Below are 25,442 nucleotides of genomic sequence, written 5' to 3'. Positions count from 1 at the left end.
ATCAATTTGAATTAGTATTTGATTTTTGTGGAATCACATTAAAATCTAGGGTAGGTTCGGGTTTATCAAAATCAATTTGCGAAATATCTATATCGAATAACTTTGCATAAAATAAATCGAGTGCTATATAAGTGGCTAAATATTTATCGTTAAGTGCATTTCTGTACTTTGGCATTAATGGCGAGCCAAATAATTTTGGAGACATGCTGTTTGTTGATATAAGCGCATTAAAAGTAGTTTTAAGCGCAGTATCTTGTATGTTATTTGAAACGCAGTTTAAGATTTTACTGTTGTAGTTTAAATGACTTTTTGTATTTCCTGCATCCCATAAATCAGCTTCATTTTTTAACGCTTCAAACACTTTAGCCGTATGTGATGATATGATATCTTGATAATTTAAGCTGCCATAAATAGCGGTTCTTATAAATTTATTGTAGGATTGAAGTAAAGATTCGTTTGGGTTAGTTTTTTTATAGAAGTTTAAAATATCATCTTCAAAAGCATAAAGAGCTTCCTTGTATAATTCTGAATCTATAGTTTCACAATTTAAAACATCTGGCTTATCTGCATATTTATAATCCGTAAAAGTATTTTCTTTTTTACAACCAAAAAAAGTGAATGCTAAGAAGAAGGTAAAAAGGGTAGTTTTTAAGTTTATTTTAAGTTTCATTTTTTAATCGTTTTTGTTCTAATTTCTCTGCTAATCGTTTATCTATTATAGGTTCAATTAATGTTTTTCTCTGGTTTGTTTTTACAAAAGGATAAATCTCTAAATCGTTTTTCATCCTGTCATTAGTATTAGGGTGTTTGTTTGTGCCTAATAAAACCTCGTCACCAGTATCAAACTGCTGCTGTTCTTTATTAGCACTTTCTTTTATCTTTCTTTGAATGGTGCCTTCTTTTAATTGCTTTAAAAACCCACCATTTGTTTCAATATTTTTAAATAAATCAAGAGTTTTTTCGGTAAGTTGATTGGTTAAACTTTCTATATAATAAGTTCCATCGGCAGGATTGTCAACTTGGTTAAAATAGCTTTCGTGTTTTAAAATTAACAACTGATTTCTAGCAATACGTTCGCCAAATTCATTCGTTTTATGATAAATAGCGTCATAGGCTAAATTGCAAATAGTATTGGCTCCTCCAAGAATAGCACTCATACATTCCGTAGTCGTGCGTAACATATTGGTATTGTAATCATAAATAGTTTTGTTGCGTTTTGTAGGAGTTGCTACAATATTGCAAAATGAGTTTATTCCATATTCTGAGGCTAAAGCACTCCAGAGTTTACGTAGCGCTCTTAATTTTGCGATTTCGAAAAAGTAATTACTACCTACTGAAACTTTAAAAATAATGGTGGACTTCTCGATACTCTTATCATCGAAAATCACTCGAAGTGACGGATTCTCATATATATAGTTTAAATACTCGTTGGCATGTGCCAAAGCATATGCAAGTTGTTGTACCATTGTTGCTCCTGCATTTTGGTATAACGAAACATCAATGGTGAAGGATTTGTTAGATTTTGCAATGGTTTCAAACTTTTTAAAATCGTCATTTAAATTGTTAAACCAATTACCAGATTTGGCTAGATGATTTATAATATCTGTATGGACTCTGATTCCTGCCTTTGAAGGTATATTTGCTATTTTTTTTACAAAAGTGTCTGATAAAAATTGCGGTTCAAAGTGAATGATGATATTATCTAAATCAATATTTTTAAGTAAATCTTCAATTGAGATATCCTCATTTGGAAGGGTGAATAGGATACTTTCCGCACCGCGTTCAATCGCGTCAATCGCGTTTAAGTTCGATTTTTCAACGTGTGCAACAAATATAGATTGACAAATTTTCCATTGCGATGCTTTAGTATTTGAAACAGGTGGTAATTCATTAAACTCATCGGCATGATAAAAAGGCTTTACAGCAATATCTTCATTGGTGTTCCATATAAGTGTTTCATTATAATCGGCTCCTTTTAAATCAAACTGTATTTTTTGTTTCCATTGTTTTGATGAAACTGGTTGAAAATCACTAAACAATTTTTTACCCATAATTATTTAGTTTTTAAGCTGTCTTCATATTCAATAATATAAATCTCCTCATTTTCTCGCTTCATATAATATTCTTCTCTGGCAAATTTTTCTAGTCCTTCTTCAGTACTTAATTCTTTTATCGCTTTATTATCCTTCTCAATCTCCTTTTTGTAATATTCTTTCTCGTTTTCCAAATCTTCGATTTCAGAATTTAATTCATGATGTATAAGCCATGAATTAGCATCAAAAAATAACATCCAAACGGCAAAAATTACTAAAATTAGTACGAACCAATTTTTGAAGGGTTTTAGGTATTTACTTTTACTAATAGCCATTATAATTTATCGTTAATGATGGTTTTTACAATATCGATTGCAACCGTATTATAGTGATTGTTTGGAATGATAATATCCGCATACTCTTTCATAGGTTCTATAAACTGATTGTGCATAGGTTTTAATGTTGTTTGGTATCTTGCAAGCACTTCATCTAAATCCCTTCCACGTTCTTGAATATCACGTTTTAAACGCCTGATTAAACGTTCGTCACTATCGGCATGCACAAATATTTTTATGTCGAACATCTCCCTAAGTTCAGGGTTAGTAAGTATCAAAATACCTTCAACAATTATTACTTTTCTCGGGTGCGTTAAAATGGTATCACCTGTTCTATTATGTTTAACGAAAGAATACACAGGTTGGTGTATAGGATTGCCTTTTTTTAATTCCTTTAGGTGTTCTTCTAATAAATCAAAATCAATAGACCTTGGATGATCAAAATTGATTTTAACACGTTCGTCATAAGACAAATGAGTGGTGTCTTTGTAATAAGAATCTTGTGAAATAATACCAACTTCGCCTTCAGGCAATTCATTTAATATTTGATTTACAACGGTTGTTTTACCACAACCAGTACCACCAGCTATTCCTATAATAAGCATGAAAAAAGTTTTATGAACTTCACAAAGTTAGTTAATTGTTCAACCTATTTAAAACGGAATTAGCTTTATTTTTTAATCTTCGAAACTTCTTCCTCCGTAATTATTTTATCTTCTTGATTACCCCAACTGTTTGTAATGTAATTCATCACATCAGCTACTTCATCATCGCTCAAACCCATGGGTGCCATAAAGCTATTGTAAGTTTTCCCATTGACTACAATTTCTCCTTTTTGACCATATTTAATTCCTAAAATACTCGCTTCGCGATTGTTTTTTAGATAATCGGACTGCGCTAAAGGAGGATATACATTTTTTACACCTTCCCCATTAGGCAAATGGCAAGTAACACAAAAATCTGTATAAATATCTTTACCACGTTCTATACTAGATTTTAATTCAGCTGTTTGCGAATTACAATTAAGTAGAATTGCACAAAACATGAACAAACTTAAAAAAGGAGATTTCATAATAATGGATTAATTCTTAGGAACGATTTTAAAAATACCTTTGCCTTCAACAGCTACATAAATGTAACCATCTGGTGCTTGAACCACATGTCTTACACGACCTATGCCTTCTAATAGTTTTTCGCGTTTTACAACCTTATTGTTTTTAAGAACCAATCGTTCCAAATATTCAAATTTTAACGAACCAACTAAGACGTTGCCTTTCCAATCAGGATATATATCCGAAGAAACAAAATCCATTCCGCTAGGAGCAATAGATGGCACCCAATAAAAAAGCGGTTGTTCCATACCTTCTTTTTCGGTAATATCAGTAAAGGTAGTTCCGCTATAATTTATACCATATGAGATTACTGGCCAACCGTAGTTTTTTCCTTTTTCAATCACGTTAATTTCATCACCACCTCGCGGACCATGCTCATTTACCCAAATGGCTCTGGTAAAAGGGTTTTTCGCCATACCTTGTGGGTTTCTATGTCCGTAACTAAAAATGGCAGTTTTGGCATTTTCGGTTTTTACAAAAGGATTGTCTTCAGGAATACTGCCATCATCATTCAAGCGGTAAATTTTGCCACAATCTCTAGTAATATCTTGTGGGTTTACATCACGATCGCCTCTATCTCCAATTGAGAAATATAAAAAGCCTTCATCATCAAATTCAATTCTAGATCCGAAATGTTGCCCTCTTTTTGAGTTAGGGCTAGCTTTGTACAATACTTTGTTTTCAACCAATGTATTGCCATTTAGTTTTGCTCTTAAAATAGCCGTATTTCCACCATCACCTTCACCTTCCGAAGAAGCAAATGAAAAGTAAATCCATCCATTGTCTTTGTAGTTAGGGTGCAGCTTTACATCCATAAAACCACCTTGGCCTCTAACATATACATCTGGAACACCTTCAATTAAATTTTTTTCACCGTTTTTAAAATGAATTAATTCCCCTGATTTTTCAGTTATTAAGATACTTCCGTCAGGTAAAAAAGCCATTCCCCATGGGATGTTTAAGTCTAGAACGACTAATTCTGAAGTATAATTTACATTTGTTGGAGATTCCGCTTTAACCTCTGAGTCTTTTTGTTGTGCGCAAGCGCTAAAAACGATAAAGGTTATTGCTAATAATGAATGAATTTGTTTCATGTTATTTTTTGGTTATAATTTACATTAAAAATTATAGTTTACGTTAATTCCAGTATAATAATTTATAGGATTACCTGGATAATAATAACGAGGAGCGCTTCCGCCAAATCCTGTAGCATTTATCAAAATTTGAGAAGCATAATGTTCATCAAAGATATTATTTAAGCCATAAAATGCATTTAACTTTAGCTTTTTATTAAGGTTTGCTTTATATCCAATTTTAAGGTTTGATAAATTGTAACTAGCGGAAAATAAATTGTTTTCATCCGTAATAGGCATGCTTCCAACGTATTGATAATTAATGTTTCCGTAAAGACCCATTGATAAATCAAAACTAACACCTAAGTTAAAAACATCGGATGGGACTCCTGTTAATTTATTCCCTGAATAATCATTAGAATCATCAACAAAAGTTTTAAAAATAAAATGGTTTAGAGTGTAGTTGGTAAACAATCTCATAGTCATTTTTTCATTTGTTAATAGCTTATAGTTTAAATCAACCTCTAAACCTTGATGCTGCGTACTGCCAGCATTAATACCAATAAATTGGTCTTGAGCTGTTTGCCTTGAAACAAGCAGATTTTCAATGTTTAGTTGATAAATGGATGTGTTAAAGTGTAAACGATTGTTGAGTAATGAACCACGAGTTCCAACTTCAAAATTCCAACCAGTTTCAGGCTTTAAGTTGGTATTTATTTGGCCATCAGGTAAAAGTGTTTCCTGTAGAGAAAGCGGAGAAAATCCATGACTTACGTTGGAGAAAACATTAATGCGTTCTGAAAAGGCATGAGATAATCCAAACTTAGGCGAAATAATACCTTTATACTTGAAACGTCCTGTTTGATCAGGATTTGAATCTGAAACAGGGAAGTTGTCGTGCAACTTATAAGTGGTTTCGTTTAAATTAAATCCAATAGAAAGTGTTGTTTTGTCTGAAATCTCATAATTGGTTTCGGCAAAAAGATTATAGTAAGTTCGATTTTCTTTAAAATCTGATAATTGATCTCCTTGAACACTGCCAGTACCTTCTGGAAAATTGTCGTATAAATTTTCAAAAGTTTCATAGTTATAAGTGTCTTTAAATAGCTCTCCACCAAACGTCCAATTCAAGTTTCTGTTAAAAAGCTTTAGTGTTCCTAGTAACCTGCTTCTTATGCCATAAGCCAAGGTGTTCTCTTTTAGGATATTGAAAGGACGTGGTTCATAAGCGTCTCTAAAAGAGGTGAAAATACTTGTAATCTGTTTTATATTATTTGAATAATAATGATTCCATGATAAGCCGAAAATACCACGTTTTGAATCTTCAAAACCTTTAGATTGTTTCCATGTGAATGCTGCAGACTTTGGATTGTTTAAAAACGCATCTTCATTAATAGAACTTGGTATAAAAGCGTTTAAATCGACGTAGCTTACCAAAAATGACAACTCATCTTTATTGCTTAAAAAATGATTGGAGGTTAAGGTATATGTTTGTCTATTATATTCATTGTTTTCACGATAGCCATCACTATGTGTGTTGCTGTAAACAGTTCTAAAACTATGTTTAGAATTACCATAATTCGCGTTCAAAATACTTTTAATCAATCCGAAGGACCCAATAGAAAATTCAGCATTCGATGATATTTGATTTAAATATCCATTTTGAGGTATTAAGTGAATAGTACCGCCTAAACCAGCACCATAAATGCTGGATGCAGAACCCTTTGTAATTTCAAGTTGAGCGATTGCAGCAAGTTCAAAATCTTCAATTGTAGTTTCCCCGCTTCCATTTGTTAATGGGATATCTTTAAAATATGCTCTGATTTTTGAGGTTCCAAAAAGATTTCTTGAACCAATACCTCTAATAGTTATTCTGTTTGTGTTTAGAGCACCATTTTGCATAAAAACACCTGTGGCTCTGTTTAAAATTGGAGCAAAATCTGTATTATTTGCAAGTTGAATGTCTTCTGAAGAAATTACGCTTATAGCAGTTGAAGATGTTTTAAGTTTTTTAGGAATTTGATTTGAATTTATTACAACTTCATTTAATTCAAAAGGATCAATATCAAGTTGAATGATATAATATCTATCATCTTTAAGCTCAATTATTTTTTTTATATAACCTTTTTTTTTAAAGGTATAGGTTCCAACTTTATTTAACTCAAATAAACCATTAACATCCGAAATTATTGAATCTTTGTTCGCTGTATTTGTTATATGTGTAAAAGCCAATGGGAAGCTATTGTTGTTATCAACAATTTTCCCCTTAATTTGTCCAAAACTAAAGTAGGTGGTGTATAAAAATATAAAAGAAAAAAAACTTTTTTTCACAACAGGCGTTGGGTTTATTCTAAAATTTATGATGCTAAATTATCACTTTTATACTTTAAATATTTTTTAATTTTTTTTAATTATGAAATGAATAAAAAAAGTATATTTGCATCCCGTTACAGATAACCAAAATCGGGGTGTAGCGTAGCCCGGTTATCGCGCCGCGTTTGGGACGCGGAGGTCGCAGGTTCGAATCCTGCCACCCCGACAAAATAAATCCACTTTTAATATTGTATTATGAGTGGATTTTTTATTTGTAAAATAAAGCTATCTCGATTTATAAAACCGTATCACTATAAGGAATAACAGTGTTATAACCCTTTTTAACGAAATAGTTAGTTGGGTTTCCTTGCGATGTAACTAATATAAAATCACCACCCCAAGCACCAAGACTTTTAATGCTTCCTTCATAATCTGAAAAAAGTAAATCTTTAGCAGTTGTTTGTTTCGTTATTTTGGAAATGATAGTTTCATGACTATTTATTAAGTTTTCAAAATCTCGTAAAGAATTAGAAGTTAGAATTTTGAGTGTGATGCCACTTATTTCCTTAATTGCAGATTCTAAGTTTTCACTGCTGTCGCGGTAATGTTTTATACCGTCACGACTATTTTGCTTTTTGTTTAAATGAACAAAATATAGGTGTTCTTTAAAATCAGGATTAAAGTCCACCGCTTTAGCTAACGGATTGTCATTTTGTAATTGATACGTAATTGGAGTATTATTTTGTGCACAAGCAATATCATAACCACTACCACCAAAACTGTTTTTTAAAAGTTGATAAGCATCAACATTTGCCCATTGCGCTATATTGTTTATTAATGTTGAGGAGGTTCCAAGTCCCCAATCTCTCGGGAAATCTAATTTAGTAGTAACTTTCACACCCTTTTCTGGGTTTAAAAAAATAGGATTTAATGTTTTGGCAATATTTAAAATTTCATTTAACCTTTTAGAAATGGTATTATTGTTAGTTGATTTTAATACCTCATTATTATTTAAGATAAATTCATCTTCAAACCAAATATTTCCTTCATCATTTAAACTTGTCCAACTAATTTTTGGTTCATCAATTTCTTCCACAATTAAAGATTGTCCGTATTTTGTTGGAATGGCTAACGAAAATGCCCCATCAAGTACAACATACTCACCAGTTAATAATAATTTACCGTTGCTGTAAAAAGTTTTCACTATTAATTTTTTATTCTTAATTCATTAATAGCCTCGGTTACTGCACTATGAGTTACAGTGTGGTTTTTAAAATATTCTGTCAAAGTTTCCTTTTCAAATTCGTTAGCCTCAAACTGATTTAAAATATTCATTAAATGCATTTTCATGTGCCCTTGTTGGATACCTGTAGTTGTTAAAGAGCGAAGCGCCGCAAAATTCTGTGCTAATCCTGCTACAGCCACAATTTGCATCAATTCTTTAGCTGAGGGTTTATGCAATAATTCTAACGATAATTTAACTAAAGGGTGCAAACCTGTAAGTCCACCAATAGTTCCTAAAGCTAAAGGAATTTCCATCCAAAAAGTAAAAATGCCATTTTCAACTTTTGCATGTGTTAAGCTACAGTATCTACCATGTCGTGAAGCATAAGCATGTACCCCAGCTTCAACCGCTCGAAAGTCATTTCCTGTTGCCAAAACCACAGCATCAATACCATTCATAATACCTTTATTATGTGTTACCGCACGGTATGGTTCAACTTCAGCAATATTTACTGCCTGAACAAATTTATTCGCAAATGCTTCGCCAGATATAGTATTATCTTGACTTAAATCTTCAATCTTACAACTTACTTCAGCACGTACTAAACAATTAGGGACATAATTAGATAGGATACTCATTACTATATCAATTTGCTTTTCTTCTTCAGAAAACAAATCGAAAGCTAATGCTTCATTTTTGAACGTTTTCGCAAACTGTTCTAAACATGAGTTGATAAAATTTGCTCCCATAGCATCCAGGGTTTCAAAGGATACATGGAGCTGGTAGTAATCTTTTATATCTTCAGTTTTATTACGCAATTCAATATCAATAATACCGCCACCACGTTTCTGCATATTTTTTGTGATAGATTCAGTATCTTGAATAAGTTTCGGTTTAACACTAGTAAAAAAGGCTTTTAATTTTTTAAAATCTCCTTTATATATAAAATGTACTTGACCAATCTTTGTCGTCGAAATCACAGTAGTTTTAAATCCACCTCTATCCAGCCAAAACTTAGCTGCTTTACTAGCAGCAGCTACAACAGAGCTTTCTTCAATTGCCATGGGGATAGTGTACAACTTATTATTTATTAAAAAATTTGGAGCAACACCCAGTGGCAAATAGTAGTTTGTTATGGTGTTTTCAATAAACTCGTCATGAAGCTGTTGTAATTTATCATTGGTACTCCAGTATTGTTTTAATACACGTTTGGCGTCTTCGGCATTAGAAAAATATGTGTTAACAATCCAATCAATTTTTTTAGATTTAGAGAGTTTTGAAAAACCAGAAATAGATTTACTCATAACAAGTTTATTTGCAGTGCAAAGATACTACTCTTGGTATGAATATTGAATAGTATCGTTTTAAACCTATTTATTTAAGTGTTAATATTAGAGGTTTTTTACATAATTTTTAGTAAACTTGACAACATTTTGTGAAATAACTATTTTTTTTAATAAAACATCCATTATTTTTGATTTATAAGAATAAGAATTTATTTTTTGGATGTTACATTTGGCGCAAATAAAACAATACAAATTATCAATGAAGCACCTGAAATTCTCCCTTTTCATTTCCCTTTTTATATCTACATTTTTAATAGCTCAAACAAAAGAAATCACACTCGAAGACATTTGGAGTGATAACACTTTTAGAGCCGAGCGTATGGATATACTGCATTCTATGGCTAATGGTCAGCAGTACTCTGTTTTAAATTTTGATAGATATTCTAGAAGTACGTCCATAGATATTTACGACTACAAAACTTTGGAAAAGGTAAAAACCTTAGTGAGTTCAGCAGATATTGATTTAGGACATTTTACTAATTATACTTTTAGTAAAGATGAAAGTAAAATTTTATTAGCCTTTGCTGAAGAATCTATTTTCAGACGCTCTACCCTAGGAAAATATGTTGTATTTAACATTAGTGAAAACTCTATACAAAATGTTGCTGACCATAAAATTCAAGAACCAACATTTTCTCCAGATGGGAAATATGTAGCCTATGGTTATATGAATAATTTGTACGTTAAGGATTTAGATTCAGATAAAACAACTCAAATTACCTTTGATGGTAAAAAGAATGAAATTATTAATGGTATTACCGATTGGGTTTATGAAGAAGAATTTGCTTTTGTAAGAGCGTTTGATTGGAGTGCCGATAGTAAGAAAATCGCTTTTATTCGTTTTGATGAAACCAATGTGCCAGAGTTTTCTATGGACGTTTATGGTAACGGACTTTATCAAACTCAACAAGTGTTTAAATATCCAAAAGCAGGAGAGGCTAACTCTATAGTTTCACTTCATATTTATGATTTAAATGTTAATGAAACGGAAGAAGTAAAGGTTAATAAAACTTATAATGATTTTTATATTCCACGAATAAAATGGACTAATAATCCTGATGTATTAAGCGCTCAATACATGAATAGGCATCAAAATGAGTTAGATTTGTGGTTGATAAATGCAAAGACAAATACATCTACTTTAGCATTAGCAGAAAAAGACAAAGCCTATATTGATATTACCGATAATTTAACTTTTTTAAAGGATAATAGTTTTATTTGGACGAGTGAAAAAGATGGTTATAACCACATATATCATTATGATAAAAATGGGAAGCTTATAAACCAAGTTACAAAAGGTAATTGGGAAGTAACAAACTATTACGGTTATGATGAAAACACCAATACTATTTTTTACCAGTCTGTTGAAAACGGTTCGATAAATCGCGATGTTTATTCTATTAAGCTAAATGGTCGTGATAAAACTAGATTGACCAAAAGCGAAGGTACAAACAGTGCCGCTTTTAGTGCTGATTTTTCATACTTTATCAATACATTTTCAAGTGCAACAACACCACCTGAATATACCTTAAATAGTACTACATCTGGTAATTTAATTAAAAGTATTAAAGATAACGATGTGTTATCGCAAAACCTATCAGATTACAAGACTTCAAAAAAGGAGTTTAGTACCATTCATGTAAACGGTAACGATTTAAATATGTGGATGATTAAACCAGCTGATTTTGATGAGAATAAACTATACCCATTATTAATGTATCAATATTCTGGTCCTGGGTCACAACAAGTTGCCAATAGATGGAATAGTGCCAACGATTATTGGTATCAGCACTTAGCGCAACAAGGCTATATTGTTGCTTGTGTTGATGGTAGAGGAACAGGGTTTAAAGGTGCTAGTTTTAAAAAAGTAACACAAAACGAGCTTGGGAAATATGAAGTTGAAGATCAAATTCAGGCTGCAAAACAATTAGGTGAATTACCATTTGTTGATGCTAGTAGAATAGGTATTTGGGGCTGGAGTTATGGAGGTTTTATGAGTAGCAACTGCTTGTTTAAAGGTAACGATGTGTTTAAAATGGCCATTGCGGTGGCGCCTGTAAGTAGTTGGCGTTTTTATGATACCATTTACACCGAGCGCTATATGTCTACCCCACAAGAAAACGCCAGTGGCTATGATGAAAACTCACCTATAAATCATGTGGATAAATTAAAAGGTGATTTTTTATTAGTACATGGTTCTGGTGATGATAATGTACATTTACAAAATACCATGCGACTTGCTGAAGCATTAATTCAAGCCGATAAGCAATTTGATTGGGCGGTATACCCTGATAAAAACCATGGTATTCATGGAGGCAACACAAGACTTCATTTGTATAAAAAAATGACACATTTTATCAATGAAACATTAGGTGATAAAATAGAAAAGCAGGAAGCTGAAAAGCAAAAAGAACAAGTAAAGATTAAAGGATAGAAAATATGGCAGAATCTAAAATTACTACTTCAAACGAACCTCAAATGTTTGGTCACCCAAAAGGCCTATTTTATTTATTCTTTGCCGAATTGTGGGAGCGATTTAGTTTCTATGGCATGCGAGCGTTATTAACGCTTTACATGGTTCAGGAAATCTTCAAAGCTATAGTCGAGCGTGATGCTGCAACAGCAGTTGTTTATGCGTCTTATGGTTCTTTGGTATATGCATCAACGGTAATAGGAGGGCAGATTTCTGATAAAATTTTAGGCATGCGTAGCTCTATTTTTTTAGGAGGTGTTTTAATGGCTTTAGGGCATTTTGTTCTTGCCATAGAAAATAACATTGCTTTCTTTTTGGCATTAGCTTTAATAGTTGTTGGGAATGGATTTTTTAAACCTAACATTTCAACATTTGTAGGGTCGTTATATGAAGATGGCGATGTAAGAAAAGATTCTGGGTTTACTATTTTTTATATGGGTATTAATATAGGCGGCTTTGTGGCACCACTTTTATGTGGATGGCTAGCAGCAGCTTATGGATGGCATTATGGGTTTGGATTAGCCGGAATAGGGATGTTAACTGGTTTAATTTTCTTCTGGAGTGGTATTAAAAAGGATGTGTTTGGTAATCGCGGATTGCCTCCAAGTGTTGAGGTTTATGAAAAAAAGGTTCTTGGTATTCCACAGAAGACATTAATTCCCATCTTAGCATTTTTAAGTGCGCCATTAATTGCTTATTTACTTTCGTGTTGGCAACAAAATTATGTGAGCTTCATTTTTAAGTTTATTGGTTTTGCTGTATTGGCGTATATCATTTACATCATGGTAAAATTAGATGTTGAGGCTCGAAAAAAACTGTTTATGGCAGTTTTAATTACGTTTTTTATGACCTTGTTTTGGGGTTTTCACGAATTATCAGGAAGTGTTATTACGTTATTCGCTTCAAGAAATGTCGATTTAACTGGTATAATGAATGCAAGTCAAACGAATGCACTAAACTCAATGTTTATTATCATACTAGCTATTCCAATTTCGTTATTATGGGCATATTTGGCTAAAAAGAATTTAAACCCGAGAACACCTTATAAGTTTGGTTTAGGTTTGGTTTTGGCAGGTTTAAGTTTTTATATTCTATCAATTAGTGGTGCTAGTGCCGATGAAAATGGTATGGTGCCTTTTGCCTATTTGTTTATCATGTATTTTATTATATCTATCGGAGAATTGTTTATGTCTCCCGTTGGGTTGTCTAAAATCACAGATTTATCACCAAAAAATGTTGTGGCATTTATGATGGGTGTTTGGTTTTTATCATCTGCCTATGCTTTTCAAATAGTAGGTTTTATATCAGAACAATTAGCGGTAGAAAGTACCGATGTTAATGTAGGCGGATTAGATACTTTATCTATTTATACCGATGGTTTCCTTTTAATAGCTAAGTATGCTTTAGGAGCAGGATTGGTTGTGCTTGCATTTTCACCATTAATGAAAAAGCTAATGGGTAAAGTACATTAATAGTAAATAAAATTTAAAAGACTAACTAAAACTAATATATTATGGTAGAAAACTCAACCGACCAATTTTTTAAAAGTACCGTATTAGGTCATCCTTCAGGGTTATTCGTATTATTTTTTACTGAAATGTGGGAACGTTTTTCGTACTACGGAATGCGTTCACTTTTAGTACTGTTTTTAACGGCTTCACTTTTCGATGAAGGTTGGGGTTGGCCGCGTGAACATGCCATGGCGTTGTTTGGCTCGTATGTCGGATTGGTATATCTGTCAACGATGATGGGTGGTTATTTTGCAGATAAGATTATAGGGTTTAGATATGCGGTTTTGGTTGGAGCGTTGTTAATGACTTTGGGTCACGCATCTATGGCTGTTGAAACTCAATGGTCAATTTACTTAGGTTTAGGTTTATTGGTTATAGGTAACGGTTTTTTCAAACCTAATATGACCTCTATTATTTCAGAAATGTATAAAGATCGACCAGAAAAAAAAGATGGTGCCTATACCATTTTTTATATGGGTGTAAATGCAGGAGCCTTTATCGGAATTATTTTATGTGGCTATTTAGGTGAACAAGTAGGCTGGAGTTTAGGCTTTGGATTGGCAGGTATTTTTATGCTTTTTGGCTTGATTCAATTTTGGTTGGCTCAAAATATTTTTGGAAATATAGGATTGAAACCTGTAAAAGGGGATGCTAATTCTATTGAAGCTTTAGATAACGATAAGCGCGTGCCATTTACCAACTGGCAATTAGGTTTAATTTTATTGATGGTAGCTTTAGGCATGTTATGGATTTTAAATGCACCTGCTACCACTATTTCAGAAGGAAAAATTAATCTGTTTTCTTTTTTAGGTGCAAACGGTAATAATATTGCCATTTTAACGGCGCTTGGACTGTTTCTGGTGCTATTAATTTATAGGTTTACTCAATATTCAAATATTACAAGAGATAAATTAATTGCCGTTTCATTTTTCGCGCTTTTGTCTGTTTTCTTCTGGGCAATTTTTGAGCAGTCTCCAGGTACTTTAACCATTTTTGCAAGAGATTATACAGATAGAACACTTGATGGTACAACAGCTACTATTTTCAGGGTTGGAAATTCTTGTATGGTACTTATTCCGTTGGCTATTATTACATGGGTTTTGTTTTTATTATTCAAACAAACCTTCGCACAATATAAATGGGCAAATATTGTTTTAAGTTTTAGTTTTATAATCGTTTGGGGTATTGCCATTTGGATGTTGGTGAATCAATTTAACGACGATAATTTAGAAATTCCAGCATCATGGTTTGCAAGTTTAAACTCGTTATATATTATCACCTTAGCACCTTTGTTTTCTAAATGGTGGGAAAGTAAATACAACCCTTCTGCAAACGGAAAGTATGGTATAGGAATGTTACTATTGGCATTGGGAATGGCTTGTGTTGCTTTTGGGGCTATGGGTATTGAACCTGGAGCAAAAACCGCTTCTGTTAGTATTATTTGGTTGATTTTAGTGTATTTATTCCATACTATGGGCGAACTTTGTATTTCACCTGTAGGCTTGTCTTATGTAAGTAAATTGGTGCCAGCAAGAATGATTGCATTTATGTTTGGTGTTTGGTATTTGGCAGTAGCTATAGGAATGAAAGGTGCAGGGGTATTTGGTGAGAATATCGATAAGGTTGCAGATGAAAACGGAATTAGTTATTTCTTCTGGATATTAACCATTGTTTCAGCTATTGTTGCAGTATTCGCATTTGTAATGAAACCAATCATTAAAAAGTTAATGCACGGGGTTCATTAATCGAAAAAATGTTCAAAAAGTACCTGATTTGAAGCATTTTTTGTAAGTTCGGTATAACTTTTGCCACAAATTAGACATGAAAAAGATATTTTTTACACTGTTTTTAGCTGTTTTTATTTCAGCTAATGGTACTGCTCAAGAAAAATTAACTTGGCATACCGATATGAATAAAGCCTTTGATATTGCTACTAAAGAGAATAAAACGCTCTTGCTATTTTTTACTGGTTCAGATTGGTGTGGATGGTGTATTAGATTGCAAAAGGAAGTTTTAAAAACTCCTGATTTTGAAAAATGGGCGAAGGATAAAGTGGTTTTAGTTGAGCTAGATTTTCCTAGAAGAACGCCACAAGATAACAATCTAAAAATTCAAAATTACCAAATGCAAAAAATGTTTAACGTTAATGGTTATCCAACAGTGTTTTTTGCTAAACCAGAAAAAACAGCTGAAGGGAAAAAGAATTTAAATACCTTAGGAAGAACAGGATATGTTCGTGGTGGACCTGAAAAATGGTTAGAAGTGGCAAATAATATTGTGGCAAACAATTAGTTTCAAATTAATAATTAATAATATAAGCTCCATTTTTACTAGTTTGGTGAAAAGGGAGTTTTCTTTTTTTACAGATGTTTTCCCAACGTTCAACGTATGATTTATAGTTGCTACCATCGGCAATTATATATTTGGGCTTTATAGAGTCAATTAAACGATTCAAATTTATTCTCGGCGATTGCCTAAGTAAAATATAATCGGGTTGAAACGTTTTAATATTGTAAACACCTAAACTATCAACAACCAATATGGTTTTATTGTTAAGTTGATACACGGGTTGAAGTTGCTTTTCTTCAATGGTTTTAATGTGATTTCCAACAGCATAATCTTTAACAATGTTATTGCTCTGTTTAGTTAAGCTATCAAAATCATGAGCTACCTCTATTTTATGACTAGAGGTATTTCCTAAAAGACTGAATCTACTTTTATGAAACACAACAAATTCATTTGTAGGTTTATTGTATTTAGTATAAATGAAAGCACCTTGAAAGATAAGTAGTGCAATTAAAAAGAGTTTTAAATTCAAATAATTTCGTTTAAACAAAAGCCTTACAAGTGAAATAATTAAAAGATAAGAAACAAACACATACAAAAGGCTAAAGGAAATGTCTTTAAATAAAAATGATTCCTGATGTGAAACCCAACCTACAAAGGCGTTCATATAGCCAATAATATGGCCATAAATATTCGCAATAAATTGTGGTAGTATATTTAAGGAAGCTAATAGAATTACCAGTATTCCAAACCCTAAAATGAATCCTAAAAAAGGAATAATAACCAAGTTAGAAACAAAAAATAAACTTGGAAATTGGTGAAAATAATATAAGCTAACAGGAATAATTCCAAATTGTGCAGATACGGTTATGGTAAATGTGTGCCAAAATTTATCTAAAATATAGTTTTTAGGTCGCCATACGTTATATAAAAAGGGATCGATAGCAACGATAGCAAAAACCGCTAAATAACTTAACTGAAAGCCAACATCAAACAAAAAGAGTGGTTTAGCTAATAATATGATAAACATGGAAATAGCCAGCGTGTTATAAATATTGGTAGGCCTTTTAAGATTAATAGCAATAGCAACAATGCTAAACATAGTAACTGCTCTGGTAACGGACGCTGATAAACCTGCTATTAAAGCAAAACTCCAAAGTATAGAAACGAGCAAAATAGTTTTAATAAGCTTACCGTGTTTAAAACGCTCCAAGGGTTTAAAAACGAGGCTTAAAATAATTAAAATAATACCAACATGTAATCCCGAAACAGCCAAAATATGTATAGCTCCAGCGTTGGTGTAACTGGTGTAAACTTCTTCACTTATGTCTTGTCGTTGTCCTAATAAAAGTGCGTTAATAATGGCTAATTCATCGGACTTAAAGTTATAAGGTTCTAGCTTTTTATTGATGAATGCACGAATGTTATTGGCAATCCCAAAAAGGGTATGGGTGTTAGAACTTACTTTTAAAAGCGATTCATTATTTATAAAAAGTTGGTGATAGATATATTTTTTATCTAAGTAGTTTTTATAATCAAATTGATGTGGGTTTAATGGGTGAATTAAGTCTTTAAAATCGGTTTTACTCACAAAAATAGCGTCCACTTTTAAAACTGGTTGAAGGGAGTCTTTTTCAATGTTTAAAAGCGATTTCCCTCTTACTTTATTGCCATCAACCCTTAAAAGATCAACAACATACTTGTCGTAATAATTTCCAGGTTTTAAAACCTCTCTAACCCTAAAAGTGATGGTTTTTATAGAATCTTTTTCTAATGAAATTTGATGTGTGTAATGGTTTTGGAAGTTTTTTTGGTTATGTATATTAGTTGTTAAAATACCTATGGAAACGGTTGTTATAAAACTTAAAATACCAAACCAAATGGTTTTAATGAATTGTTTATTTGCAATTAAGTAAGAAATCAATAAAAGTGAAAAAAGAAATAGGGTAGTATATAAAGAGGTGGCAAAAGGGATGTTTGCTAAATACCCTAAAACAATGCCAAAAATTAAGCAAATAGTTAATTTGATTATGGTAAAGTTTAGTAGCTGCATACCCTTGTAAGATATAAAATATCTTATAAAATTCTTCGGGCTTCAAAAAAAGCTTTTAACCAATAAGTTTCGTTCAATCCAGATATTATAACACCGTTGTTTGTAGTAGCATGAATGAATTTTATATCGTTATCTCTTATGTCAACAATTAATCCAACATGGTTTATGGTGTTTCGTCTGTTACCCGTTTTAAAAAATAATAAATCACCTCGCAATACATCTTTAAGTACAATTTTTTCACCTTTTTTTGCCATGTCTCGTGAAATTCTAGGAAGCGTAATATCATAAGCTCTAAAAGATTCATAAACCAATCCAGAGCAATCCATTCCTCTGTCTGTAGTTCCTCCCCATTTATAGCGCACACCTTCAAATTGTACAGCGTAGTCTATAATGTTTTCTGCGATTGATTTTGAAGTTTCTGAGTTATCAAGAGTTTCAGATTCAGCAACATGATTTTCTAAGGTGTTATCTGCATCATTTTGAACGTTTTCTTGCCTTGAAGTTGAAGTGTTTTTGTCTTTTACAACTTTAGAAGATTTACAACTGGTAAAACTTATTATAAAAATAATTATGAAAACTAGGTTCTTCATCAAAGAATTAAGATTTAATAGACTTGTAAATTAATTTGGCAGTTTTTTCACTAGCACCTTTACCACCTAAAGCTTTTTCTAATTCGTAATAATCTAAAAATATTCTTTTACGGGTTTCGGGGTCAAGAATTTTATCAAGTTCTTGTTTGAGTCTTTTTTTGTTAAAATCATTTTGAATGAGCTCAGTAACAACTTCTCTGTCCATTACCAAATTTACTAACGAAATAAATTTTAAAGTAATGATGCGTTTTGCTATTTGGTATGAAATATTACTCCCTTTATAACAAACTACTTGGGGGACTTTAAATAAGGCAGTTTCTAAAGTTGCCGTACCCGAAGTCACTAAAGCAGCTGTTGAAACACTTAATAAATCGTAGGTTTTATTAGAAATAAATTTAACATTACTCGATTTAATAAAAGTTTGATAAAAACTATAATCTTGACTTGGGGCCCCAGCTATTGCGAACTGATACTCTGGATAATCACTCACCAAACTAAGCATAACCGAAAGCATTTTTTTTATTTCTTGTTTTCTACTTCCAGGTAATAAAGCAATAATGGGCTTTTTGCCTAATTCATGTGCTTCTCTAAATTTAAACTCACCAACCTGCTCTCTACTGGAAATAGCATCAATTAAGGGATGCCCAACAAAAGTAACATTGTTATAATCATGTTTATTATAAAAAGGCTTAACAAAAGGCAAAATAACATACATAGCGTCAATATCGCGTTTTATAGCTTTAACTCTGCTCGCTCTTGACGCCCAAACCTGTGGTGATATATAATAATTGGTTTTAAAACCTTCTTGTTTTGCCCATTTGGCTATGCGTAGATTAAACCCCGAGTTATCAATAAAAACTATAACGTCAGGATTAAATTTTTTTATATCGTTTTTACAAAAAGCAATGTCTTTAAATATTTTATTGAGATTCATAATAACCTCAATAAAACCCATAAAGGCGCGTTCTTTATAATGTTTTACCAAATTACCGCCAACTTCTTGCATCAAATCACCACCCCAAAATCTAATTTCAGCACTTGCATCTATTTTTTGCAATGCTTTCATTAGGTTTGAACCGTGTAAATCACCCGATGCTTCACCAGCAATAATGTAATACTTCATTGTTTAAAAGAGTTTAAAAACAAAAGTAAATACAGCAATAAAAACAGTTATTAATAATACACCTCTTGCTCGGTAATCTTGTTTTTTTCTAATAAAGATAAAAAAGGCTATTAGGTTTAAAATAGCCCCCAAACTTATTAGCTTTCCTAAAAAACCTTCATTAGCAGCAGCTTTAATTACTGTTGTAAAATCATCACCTTTTCCTAACAGAGTTGCCGTTAAAAAGAGTCCAATGGTATTAGCTATTAAACCAACTAACATGCCTATAAAAATATCTTTTCTCATTTATGCTGAATTTGTTTCAATATCATTTAAATTCCAAGTGTTTAATTCTTTTAAGAAATAGTGCGCTGTTAAATCAAATTGAATAGGAACTAGGGAAACATAATTATTTTCAAGAGCCCATTCATCCGTGTCTTCACCACCATCTAAGTTAACAAATTTACCAGAAAGCCAGTAATAATCTTTGCCTTGAGGATTTTTGCGCTTGTCGAATTCTTCAACCCAATTAGCTTTAGCTTGCCTAGAAACTTTAATACCTTTTATATTTTCTTTCGAGACATTAGGTATATTAACATTTAACACAATACCTTCAGGCAGGCCTTCTTTTAATACTTTTTGGGCAATGGTTTTAACAAAAGGTTTTGATGCTTCAAAATTAGCATTCCAAGTATAGTCTAGAAGAGAGAAACCAATAGCAGGAATTCCTTCAATACCAGCTTCAACAGCAGCACTCATGGTGCCTGAATAAATAACATTTATGGATGAATTAGATCCGTGATTTATCCCCGAGACACATAGGTCGGGTGTTCTATCTAAAATTTCCCTAATAGCAATTTTCACGCAATCTGCGGGTGTGCCGGAGCAACTATATTCCTTTTGCGGACCATCATCAAAAAAAACTTGCTCTGCATAAAGCATTGAGTCTAAGGTTATGGCATGACCCATGCCACTTTGAGGACTGTCAGGAGCTACCACAACTACATCGCCAATTGTATTCATGACGCTAATTAAGGCTCTAATACCTGGCGCATTAATGCCATCATCATTAGTTACTAATATAAGCGGAGTTTTTGTCATATTTATTGTTAAAAACATCGCTAAAATACATAATTTCGATAGTAAATTGCTAAATTTTAAGGTTTAACAAAAAATTAGTAGCGAATGCCTTTATTGGCATGGTTTTTTCTTTATTTTAGTAAAATATATGTGGTGCTTTTTTGTGCTACTTATTTTTACAGATGTAATATTCATCAACAAAAGCTTTCAGTTTTATAGAAAATGATTGTTTGGATATAGCATCGAAGAGATTAAAAATAATAGTATTATCAGATGAAAAATATTATGAAAAGGAATTATAAAGTTTTATTGCTATTGTTGCTTTTAGCATTCGCTTCTTGTAGTTTCACAACTAAGAAGTTTACTAACCCCGATAAGGATAAATTACTAATTCAAATTATAACATTCGTGTTAGAGCAAGGGCATTTCGATCCCATTGCTATGGATGATAGGTTCTCTGAAGAATTATTTGAAGACTATTTAGGGATTATCGATCCTGTTAAAAGATATTTCTACGAGTCTGATTTTAAAGATTTTGAAAAATTCAAATTAACTATAGACGACCAACTTAAAGCTACCGATATTACGTTTTTTAATGTTGTGAACGATCGTATGTTAAAACGTATTGAGGAAGCCAAGGCAATATATAAGGAAGTGCTTTCAGAACCTTTTGATTATACGAAAGATGAGTATTTTGAGACGAATTATGAAAATAGTGAGTACGTAAAAAATAAGAGGGAAATGAAAGAACGTTGGAGACAGCAACTTAAGTTTTCAACTCTTTCCAATTATGATGATTTGAAAAAAGAAGAAAAACAAGCTAAAGAACTTGACCCTTCTTATGTGATGAAAACTGATGCTGAAATTGAGGCTGAAGCACGTGAAGCTACTTTAAAATCATTGAATATTTATTTTGATGATTTTATTGACGACCAAACTCGTGAAGATTGGTTTGCAATTTATGTGAATACTATTGTAGAAGAGTTTGACCCTCATACCTATTATTTAGCACCAAAAAATAAAGAAGATTTTGATCAGCGTATGTCTGGAAAATTAGAAGGCATTGGTGCGAGATTACAAAAGCGTATGGACTATATCAAAGTTGTTGAGCTTATTTCTGGAGGTCCAGCTTGGAGAAGCAATGAGCTAGAAGTTGAAGATATAATTCTAAAAGTAAAACAAGAAGATGAGGAGTTTCCTGTTGATATTGTAGGTATGCGTATTAACGATGCTATTAAATATATAAAAGGACCCAAAGGAACTAAGGTTACCTTGACTATTAAAAAGGTTGATGGTACAATTAAAGACATAACCATTACTAGGGACATTGTTGAGATTGTTGAAACTTATGCGAAAGCTTCCATAGTTAAAAAAGATGATAAAAAGTTTGGAGTTATAAATTTACCAGCGTTTTATGTAGATTTTCAAGATTATAAGAACGTGAATGCTGCTAAAGATGTTAAAAAGGAAATTGAAAATTTAAAAGCCGAAGGAATGGAGGGCTTAGTGCTAGATTTACGTAATAATGGCGGTGGTTCATTACCGGCAGTAGTAGATATGGCTGGGTTATTTATTAAAGACGGACCCATAGTACAAGTGCGTTCAACAGGCCAGGAAAAGGAAGTTTTAAAAGATAGAGATAAATCTATTGCATGGGATGGTCCACTGGTAATTTTAGTTAACGAAATTTCTGCATCAGCCTCTGAAATTATGGCTGCTGCAATGCAAGATTATAAACGTGCTATTATTATTGGTAGTAAACAAACCTACGGAAAAGGTACAGTTCAAAATGTTATCAATTTAAACAACATGCTGCGAAGCAGTACAAGTGGAGATTTGGGTGCCTTAGCGTTAACAACACAAAAATATTATAGAGTTAATGGTGGCTCGGTACAATTAGAAGGTGTTAAAAGTGATGTGAAAGTACCAGGACGTTTTAGTTATATTGATGTAGGCGAAAAAGATAAAGACAACCCATTGCCATGGGACGAAATTGATGCGGCTACTTACACACCTTGGGAGCATTATTTTGATTATGACGCTACCATTAAGAAAAGTGAGGAGCGCATGAGTAATAACGAGTATATGAAGCTTATTGAGGAAAATGCTAAATGGGTAAAAAGCAAGATTGATGATACGGTGTTTCCATTAAATTATGAAAAGTATAAAGCACAGTTAGAGAAAAACGAAGAAGAATCAAAACGATTTGATGCTATAGCAAATTATAAAACAAATTTAACTTTTGAGTCTACAAGCTTTGAAAAAGCACTTTTTGAAAGTGATACTACCGACTTAAGAGAAAAACGCGAACGTTGGCATAAAAGCTTAAGTCAGGATATTTACATTGAAGAAGCTCTTAATGTTTTAGAAGATTTAAAAACATCATATCCTATAAAAAAGGTAGCTTCTACAACTGTGAAAAATTAAATTGATGTATGAGTCATAAATCAAACTCATTAAAACAATTAGCGCTCCAAAAGTTTAAAAAAAACTTTTGGGGCGTTTTTAGTTTCTACTATATTGTTTTAGTTGGGTTGGTATCTGTATTTGCTTATGTTTTTGCACCTGATAATTCGCAACATGCCAATCAAATGCATTTATCTATTCACTCAAAAAAACCTGGTTTTAAAGTAACTATGTTAACCATTCCGTTACAATTAGAGACCAATCAAAGTTTTTTTGATAAATTATTTTTTGGAAAAAAAAGTACGGATACCGAAGTGCCTATTGCAAATTATAGCGTAGGCGAAGATGTTTTAAGCTATAAAGAATATACGTCTGATGGATTGGAAGGTGATCTCAAAACCATTCCATTAACAACATTTCCTGATAGTTCTGTGGAAGATTATATAAAAGAAAAAACCTTCCTTTTTGGAACAGATAAATACGGACGCGATTTACTAAGTAGGGTTTTGGTAGGTGCCAGAATTTCATTTTTTATTGGTTTTGTTGCGGTTTTTATTTCGTTGCTTATAGGTGTTTTTATGGGAAGCGTGGCAGGTTATTTTGGAGGGAAAGTAGACGCGTTAATAATGTGGATTATCAACGTTACATGGTCTATCCCAACACTACTACTTGTTATTGCTATAACCTTGGCTTTAGGTAAAGGCTTTTGGCAAGTCTTTATTGCCGTGGGTTTAACTATGTGGGTAGAAGTAGCAAGAGTGGTGCGCGGACAAATAATAAGCGCTAAAGAAATGCAATATGTTACGGCTGCTAGAGCCTTAGGTTTTGATGATTTTAGAATTATTACCAAACACATTTTACCCAATATTATGGCACCAGTCATCGTGATTTCGGCAGCTAATTTTGCAGCAGCTATTTTAATTGAAAGCGGACTTAGTTTTTTAGGTATAGGTGCGCAACCGCCTATGGCAAGTTGGGGAGCCATGATAAAGGACCACTATAATTATATCATACTAGGGAAACCCTATTTAGCCATTATACCGGGGCTTTGTATTATGAGTTTGGTTATGGCATTTATGCTTATTGGTAATGCATTACGAGATGCTTTGGATGTGAAGAGTTAGGATTTTTCGAAGGAAAATCGGAGTGATCAAAAGAGCACTAACCTTTTGATTTCGGATTAAACTTAAGCATTATTTTTATACAATTTTGGTAATAGCTTTTTATTAATTTTAATGATGTTAGTCATACTCAAATTGTCTTTGAGATTGGTTTAACACCAACTTATTGTTATTAGTTTTCTCTAAACCAACATACTTGCCTTTATTTAAATCTAAAGTAAAAATATTCTCGACTTTATTTACCAATATTGTTAATACCAAAGTAGTATTCTTTGTTTTACATTTAATATTTTTTTTATCATTAATAGAGACTACTAGAATGGTGTCTTCTTTTTTGATTTTCAGGAATATGTTAGTCAGACCTATCGACTTGTCACTTGTTAAAATTTCATTTTTAAATACTAGGCAATTATTAATTAAAAACGAGATTTTATCTTTTTCAAAGAAATCTTGAAAATCGATATTCAGATATAATTCTTCGTCACTAATTTTTTCATTTTGTGATTCAGTTGCTTGTTCCGATTTCAAAAACTTTTCATTCACATTTTCAGGTCTTTTCTTTTCATTTTCTTTTTGTCCACAAGCAGATAATGTCAAAAGGATTAAAAAAAGTTGAAAGTATTTCGTCATTTCTTAAATTATTGCCAACGACTTAATATGAAATCGTTTTAATACTGAAACAAGTTCAGTACAGGTGTTTTGTATATACTGTTAAACGAAGATAGCTGAAATTTGCATAAAGTCAAGTTGAAAGAAGGCTCAAAAAGAATTAATCAATCTTCATATTCTCATTCAATTCATCAATATAATTTAAAACATCGTCCTTTCCAATATCTTTTGATGATGAGGTTATAAAGTAATTGGGCATAGCTTCCCATGTTTCTAAAAGTACAGTTTTGTAGTCTTCAACATGTCTTGTAATAGCATTGGGTTTTAGCTTATCGGCTTTAGTAAATATGATAGAAAATGGGATGCCGTTTTCTCCTAGCCATTGCATAAACTCTAAATCTATAGGTTGCGGTTTGTGTCTTATGTCAACCAAAACAAATGCTGTAACGAGTTGCTCCCGTAAGCTAAAATACTGAGTGATGAATTTTTGAAATACTTTTTTCGAACTTTTCGAAACCTTAGCGTATCCGTATCCCGGTAAATCTACCAAATGCCAGTTTTTATTAATTAAAAAATGATTAATAAGCTGTGTTTTTCCTGGTCTGCCTGAAGTTTTTGCTAAACTTTTTCTACTGGTTAGCATATTAATGAGCGAGGATTTTCCAACATTACTTCTGCCAATAAAAGCATATTCAGGCAACCTGCTTTTTGGGCATTTTGCAACATCTGAGTTGCTCATAACAAATTCGGCAGATTTAATATGCATAATCGTTT

The 25,442-nt window shown here is 32.3% G+C and carries 22 protein-coding genes and 1 tRNA gene; 7 read left to right on the top strand and 16 right to left on the bottom strand.

All coding sequences use genetic code 11. The annotated features are described in order from the left end of the window. Position 1: 1 nt before the first annotated feature. The 7 genes from L3X39_RS10385 to L3X39_RS10355 all read right to left on the bottom strand — a co-directional run bounded on the left by L3X39_RS10385 (position 2) and on the right by L3X39_RS10355 (position 6,884). Positions 2 to 670, bottom strand: a complete 669-nt coding sequence (locus L3X39_RS10385) for a hypothetical protein (RefSeq protein ID WP_237231720.1) — start codon at positions 668 to 670, stop codon at positions 2 to 4. Further along, entirely contained in the window at positions 660 to 2,051 is a 1,392-nt protein-coding gene (locus L3X39_RS10380) for a methylmalonyl-CoA mutase subunit beta (RefSeq protein WP_237231719.1), read from the bottom strand. Before L3X39_RS10380 ends, L3X39_RS10385 begins: the two co-directional genes overlap by 11 nt. Positions 2,052 to 2,053: 2 nt before the next feature. Further along, positions 2,054 to 2,368, bottom strand: a complete 315-nt coding sequence (locus L3X39_RS10375; RefSeq protein WP_237231718.1) for an FtsB family cell division protein — start codon at positions 2,366 to 2,368, stop codon at positions 2,054 to 2,056. After that, the gene (udk, locus tag L3X39_RS10370; protein WP_237231717.1) at positions 2,368 to 2,973 is read right to left on the bottom strand and encodes a uridine kinase; all 606 of its coding nucleotides are present in this window, start codon (positions 2,971 to 2,973) and stop codon (positions 2,368 to 2,370) included. The genes L3X39_RS10375 and udk overlap by 1 nt, the downstream gene beginning before the upstream one ends. Positions 2,974 to 3,038: 65 nt before the next feature. Then, complete coding sequence (locus L3X39_RS10365) at positions 3,039 to 3,440, bottom strand: c-type cytochrome (protein ID WP_237231716.1); 402 nt, start codon at positions 3,438 to 3,440, stop codon at positions 3,039 to 3,041. A 9-nt stretch (positions 3,441 to 3,449) separates the two neighbouring features. Then, positions 3,450 to 4,574 (bottom strand): PQQ-dependent sugar dehydrogenase, encoded by a 1,125-nt coding sequence (locus tag L3X39_RS10360; protein ID WP_237231715.1) that lies wholly within the window; start codon positions 4,572 to 4,574, stop codon positions 3,450 to 3,452. Between the two features lie 24 nt (positions 4,575 to 4,598). Then, positions 4,599 to 6,884, bottom strand: a complete 2,286-nt coding sequence (locus L3X39_RS10355; protein WP_237231714.1) for a TonB-dependent receptor family protein — start codon at positions 6,882 to 6,884, stop codon at positions 4,599 to 4,601. Positions 6,885 to 7,017: 133 nt separating this feature from the next. Between L3X39_RS10355 and L3X39_RS10350 the strand changes: the two genes are divergently transcribed. Then, positions 7,018 to 7,092 (top strand) — tRNA-Pro (locus tag L3X39_RS10350). Positions 7,093 to 7,161: 69 nt separating this feature from the next. Here L3X39_RS10350 and L3X39_RS10345 read toward each other — a convergent pair. Together L3X39_RS10345 and L3X39_RS10340 are read right to left on the bottom strand one after the other, a co-directional pair. After that, positions 7,162 to 8,070, bottom strand: a complete 909-nt coding sequence (locus L3X39_RS10345) for a GYDIA family GHMP kinase (protein ID WP_237231713.1) — start codon at positions 8,068 to 8,070, stop codon at positions 7,162 to 7,164. Between the two features lie 2 nt (positions 8,071 to 8,072). Next, positions 8,073 to 9,395, bottom strand: a complete 1,323-nt coding sequence (locus tag L3X39_RS10340) for a hydroxymethylglutaryl-CoA reductase, degradative (protein WP_237231712.1) — start codon at positions 9,393 to 9,395, stop codon at positions 8,073 to 8,075. Positions 9,396 to 9,636: 241 nt separating this feature from the next. Here L3X39_RS10340 and L3X39_RS10335 point away from each other — a divergent pair, with 241 nt between their 5' ends. The 4 genes from L3X39_RS10335 to L3X39_RS10320 all read left to right on the top strand — a co-directional run bounded on the left by L3X39_RS10335 (position 9,637) and on the right by L3X39_RS10320 (position 15,713). Next, entirely contained in the window at positions 9,637 to 11,871 is a 2,235-nt protein-coding gene (locus tag L3X39_RS10335) for a S9 family peptidase (RefSeq protein ID WP_237231711.1), read from the top strand. Between the two features lie 5 nt (positions 11,872 to 11,876). Then, positions 11,877 to 13,382, top strand: a complete 1,506-nt coding sequence (locus L3X39_RS10330; RefSeq protein WP_237231710.1) for a peptide MFS transporter — start codon at positions 11,877 to 11,879, stop codon at positions 13,380 to 13,382. 41 nt (positions 13,383 to 13,423) lie between these two features. Then, positions 13,424 to 15,166, top strand: a complete 1,743-nt coding sequence (locus L3X39_RS10325; RefSeq protein ID WP_237231709.1) for a peptide MFS transporter — start codon at positions 13,424 to 13,426, stop codon at positions 15,164 to 15,166. A 76-nt stretch (positions 15,167 to 15,242) separates the two neighbouring features. Beyond that, positions 15,243 to 15,713, top strand: a complete 471-nt coding sequence (locus tag L3X39_RS10320) for a thioredoxin family protein (RefSeq protein ID WP_237231708.1) — start codon at positions 15,243 to 15,245, stop codon at positions 15,711 to 15,713. A gap of 7 nt (positions 15,714 to 15,720) precedes the next feature. Here the strand turns inward: L3X39_RS10320 and L3X39_RS10315 are convergent, their stop codons facing one another. From L3X39_RS10315 to surE, 5 genes are read right to left on the bottom strand one after another with little or no spacing between them, the layout of a single operon-like run. Beyond that, positions 15,721 to 17,760, bottom strand: coding sequence for a ComEC/Rec2 family competence protein (locus L3X39_RS10315; RefSeq protein WP_237231707.1), 2,040 nt, complete (start codon positions 17,758 to 17,760; stop codon positions 15,721 to 15,723). Between the two features lie 23 nt (positions 17,761 to 17,783). After that, positions 17,784 to 18,350: a C40 family peptidase gene (locus tag L3X39_RS10310; protein WP_237231706.1), complete on the bottom strand. Its 567-nt coding sequence runs from the start codon at positions 18,348 to 18,350 to the stop codon at positions 17,784 to 17,786. A gap of 7 nt (positions 18,351 to 18,357) precedes the next feature. Then, positions 18,358 to 19,473: a lipid-A-disaccharide synthase gene (gene lpxB, locus L3X39_RS10305; protein WP_237231705.1), complete on the bottom strand. Its 1,116-nt coding sequence runs from the start codon at positions 19,471 to 19,473 to the stop codon at positions 18,358 to 18,360. A 3-nt stretch (positions 19,474 to 19,476) separates the two neighbouring features. Further along, positions 19,477 to 19,758 carry a hypothetical protein gene (locus L3X39_RS10300; RefSeq protein WP_237231704.1) on the bottom strand — a complete coding sequence of 94 codons (282 nt, stop codon included), beginning with the start codon at positions 19,756 to 19,758 and terminating at the stop codon, positions 19,477 to 19,479. Further along, the gene (gene surE, locus L3X39_RS10295; RefSeq protein ID WP_237231703.1) at positions 19,759 to 20,553 is read right to left on the bottom strand and encodes a 5'/3'-nucleotidase SurE; all 795 of its coding nucleotides are present in this window, start codon (positions 20,551 to 20,553) and stop codon (positions 19,759 to 19,761) included. 264 nt (positions 20,554 to 20,817) lie between these two features. Here surE and L3X39_RS10290 point away from each other — a divergent pair, with 264 nt between their 5' ends. Together L3X39_RS10290 and L3X39_RS10285 are read left to right on the top strand one after the other, a co-directional pair. Continuing rightward, positions 20,818 to 22,959, top strand: a complete 2,142-nt coding sequence (locus L3X39_RS10290) for a carboxy terminal-processing peptidase (protein ID WP_237231702.1) — start codon at positions 20,818 to 20,820, stop codon at positions 22,957 to 22,959. A gap of 8 nt (positions 22,960 to 22,967) precedes the next feature. Further along, positions 22,968 to 24,062, top strand: a complete 1,095-nt coding sequence (locus L3X39_RS10285) for an ABC transporter permease (protein WP_237231701.1) — start codon at positions 22,968 to 22,970, stop codon at positions 24,060 to 24,062. A 117-nt stretch (positions 24,063 to 24,179) separates the two neighbouring features. Here L3X39_RS10285 and L3X39_RS10280 read toward each other — a convergent pair whose 3' ends face one another. Together L3X39_RS10280 and yihA are read right to left on the bottom strand one after the other, a co-directional pair. Next, positions 24,180 to 24,689: a hypothetical protein gene (locus L3X39_RS10280; protein ID WP_237231700.1), complete on the bottom strand. Its 510-nt coding sequence runs from the start codon at positions 24,687 to 24,689 to the stop codon at positions 24,180 to 24,182. A 139-nt stretch (positions 24,690 to 24,828) separates the two neighbouring features. Next, on the bottom strand, positions 24,829 to 25,434 hold the full coding sequence (gene yihA, locus L3X39_RS10275; RefSeq protein WP_237231699.1) for a ribosome biogenesis GTP-binding protein YihA/YsxC: 606 nt from the start codon (positions 25,432 to 25,434) through the stop codon (positions 24,829 to 24,831). Between the last annotated feature and the right edge of the window lie 8 nt (positions 25,435 to 25,442).

The sequence above is a fragment of the Flaviramulus multivorans genome (assembly GCF_021728415.1).
Lineage (GTDB): Bacteria > Bacteroidota > Bacteroidia > Flavobacteriales > Flavobacteriaceae > Sabulilitoribacter > Sabulilitoribacter multivorans.
This window is presented reverse-complemented; position numbering and strand designations above follow the sequence as displayed.

Coding starts and splice junctions, on each gene's coding strand:
- L3X39_RS10360 (WP_237231715.1), bottom strand. CDS start 4,574: ATGAAACAAATTCATTCATTATTAGCAATAACCTTTATCGTTTTTAGC.
- L3X39_RS10280 (WP_237231700.1), bottom strand. CDS start 24,689: ATGACGAAATACTTTCAACTTTTTTTAATCCTTTTGACATTATCTGCT.
- L3X39_RS10320 (WP_237231708.1), top strand. CDS start 15,243: ATGAAAAAGATATTTTTTACACTGTTTTTAGCTGTTTTTATTTCAGCT.
- lpxB (WP_237231705.1), bottom strand. CDS start 19,473: ATGAAGTATTACATTATTGCTGGTGAAGCATCGGGTGATTTACACGGT.
- yihA (WP_237231699.1), bottom strand. CDS start 25,434: ATGCATATTAAATCTGCCGAATTTGTTATGAGCAACTCAGATGTTGCA.
- L3X39_RS10300 (WP_237231704.1), bottom strand. CDS start 19,758: ATGAGAAAAGATATTTTTATAGGCATGTTAGTTGGTTTAATAGCTAAT.
- surE (WP_237231703.1), bottom strand. CDS start 20,553: ATGACAAAAACTCCGCTTATATTAGTAACTAATGATGATGGCATTAAT.
- L3X39_RS10335 (WP_237231711.1), top strand. CDS start 9,637: ATGAAGCACCTGAAATTCTCCCTTTTCATTTCCCTTTTTATATCTACA.
- L3X39_RS10340 (WP_237231712.1), bottom strand. CDS start 9,395: ATGAGTAAATCTATTTCTGGTTTTTCAAAACTCTCTAAATCTAAAAAA.
- L3X39_RS10290 (WP_237231702.1), top strand. CDS start 20,818: ATGAAAAGGAATTATAAAGTTTTATTGCTATTGTTGCTTTTAGCATTC.
- L3X39_RS10310 (WP_237231706.1), bottom strand. CDS start 18,350: ATGAAGAACCTAGTTTTCATAATTATTTTTATAATAAGTTTTACCAGT.
- L3X39_RS10330 (WP_237231710.1), top strand. CDS start 11,877: ATGGCAGAATCTAAAATTACTACTTCAAACGAACCTCAAATGTTTGGT.
- L3X39_RS10375 (WP_237231718.1), bottom strand. CDS start 2,368: ATGGCTATTAGTAAAAGTAAATACCTAAAACCCTTCAAAAATTGGTTC.
- L3X39_RS10365 (WP_237231716.1), bottom strand. CDS start 3,440: ATGAAATCTCCTTTTTTAAGTTTGTTCATGTTTTGTGCAATTCTACTT.
- L3X39_RS10385 (WP_237231720.1), bottom strand. CDS start 670: ATGAAACTTAAAATAAACTTAAAAACTACCCTTTTTACCTTCTTCTTA.
- udk (WP_237231717.1), bottom strand. CDS start 2,973: ATGCTTATTATAGGAATAGCTGGTGGTACTGGTTGTGGTAAAACAACC.
- L3X39_RS10325 (WP_237231709.1), top strand. CDS start 13,424: ATGGTAGAAAACTCAACCGACCAATTTTTTAAAAGTACCGTATTAGGT.
- L3X39_RS10380 (WP_237231719.1), bottom strand. CDS start 2,051: ATGGGTAAAAAATTGTTTAGTGATTTTCAACCAGTTTCATCAAAACAA.
- L3X39_RS10315 (WP_237231707.1), bottom strand. CDS start 17,760: ATGCAGCTACTAAACTTTACCATAATCAAATTAACTATTTGCTTAATT.
- L3X39_RS10285 (WP_237231701.1), top strand. CDS start 22,968: ATGAGTCATAAATCAAACTCATTAAAACAATTAGCGCTCCAAAAGTTT.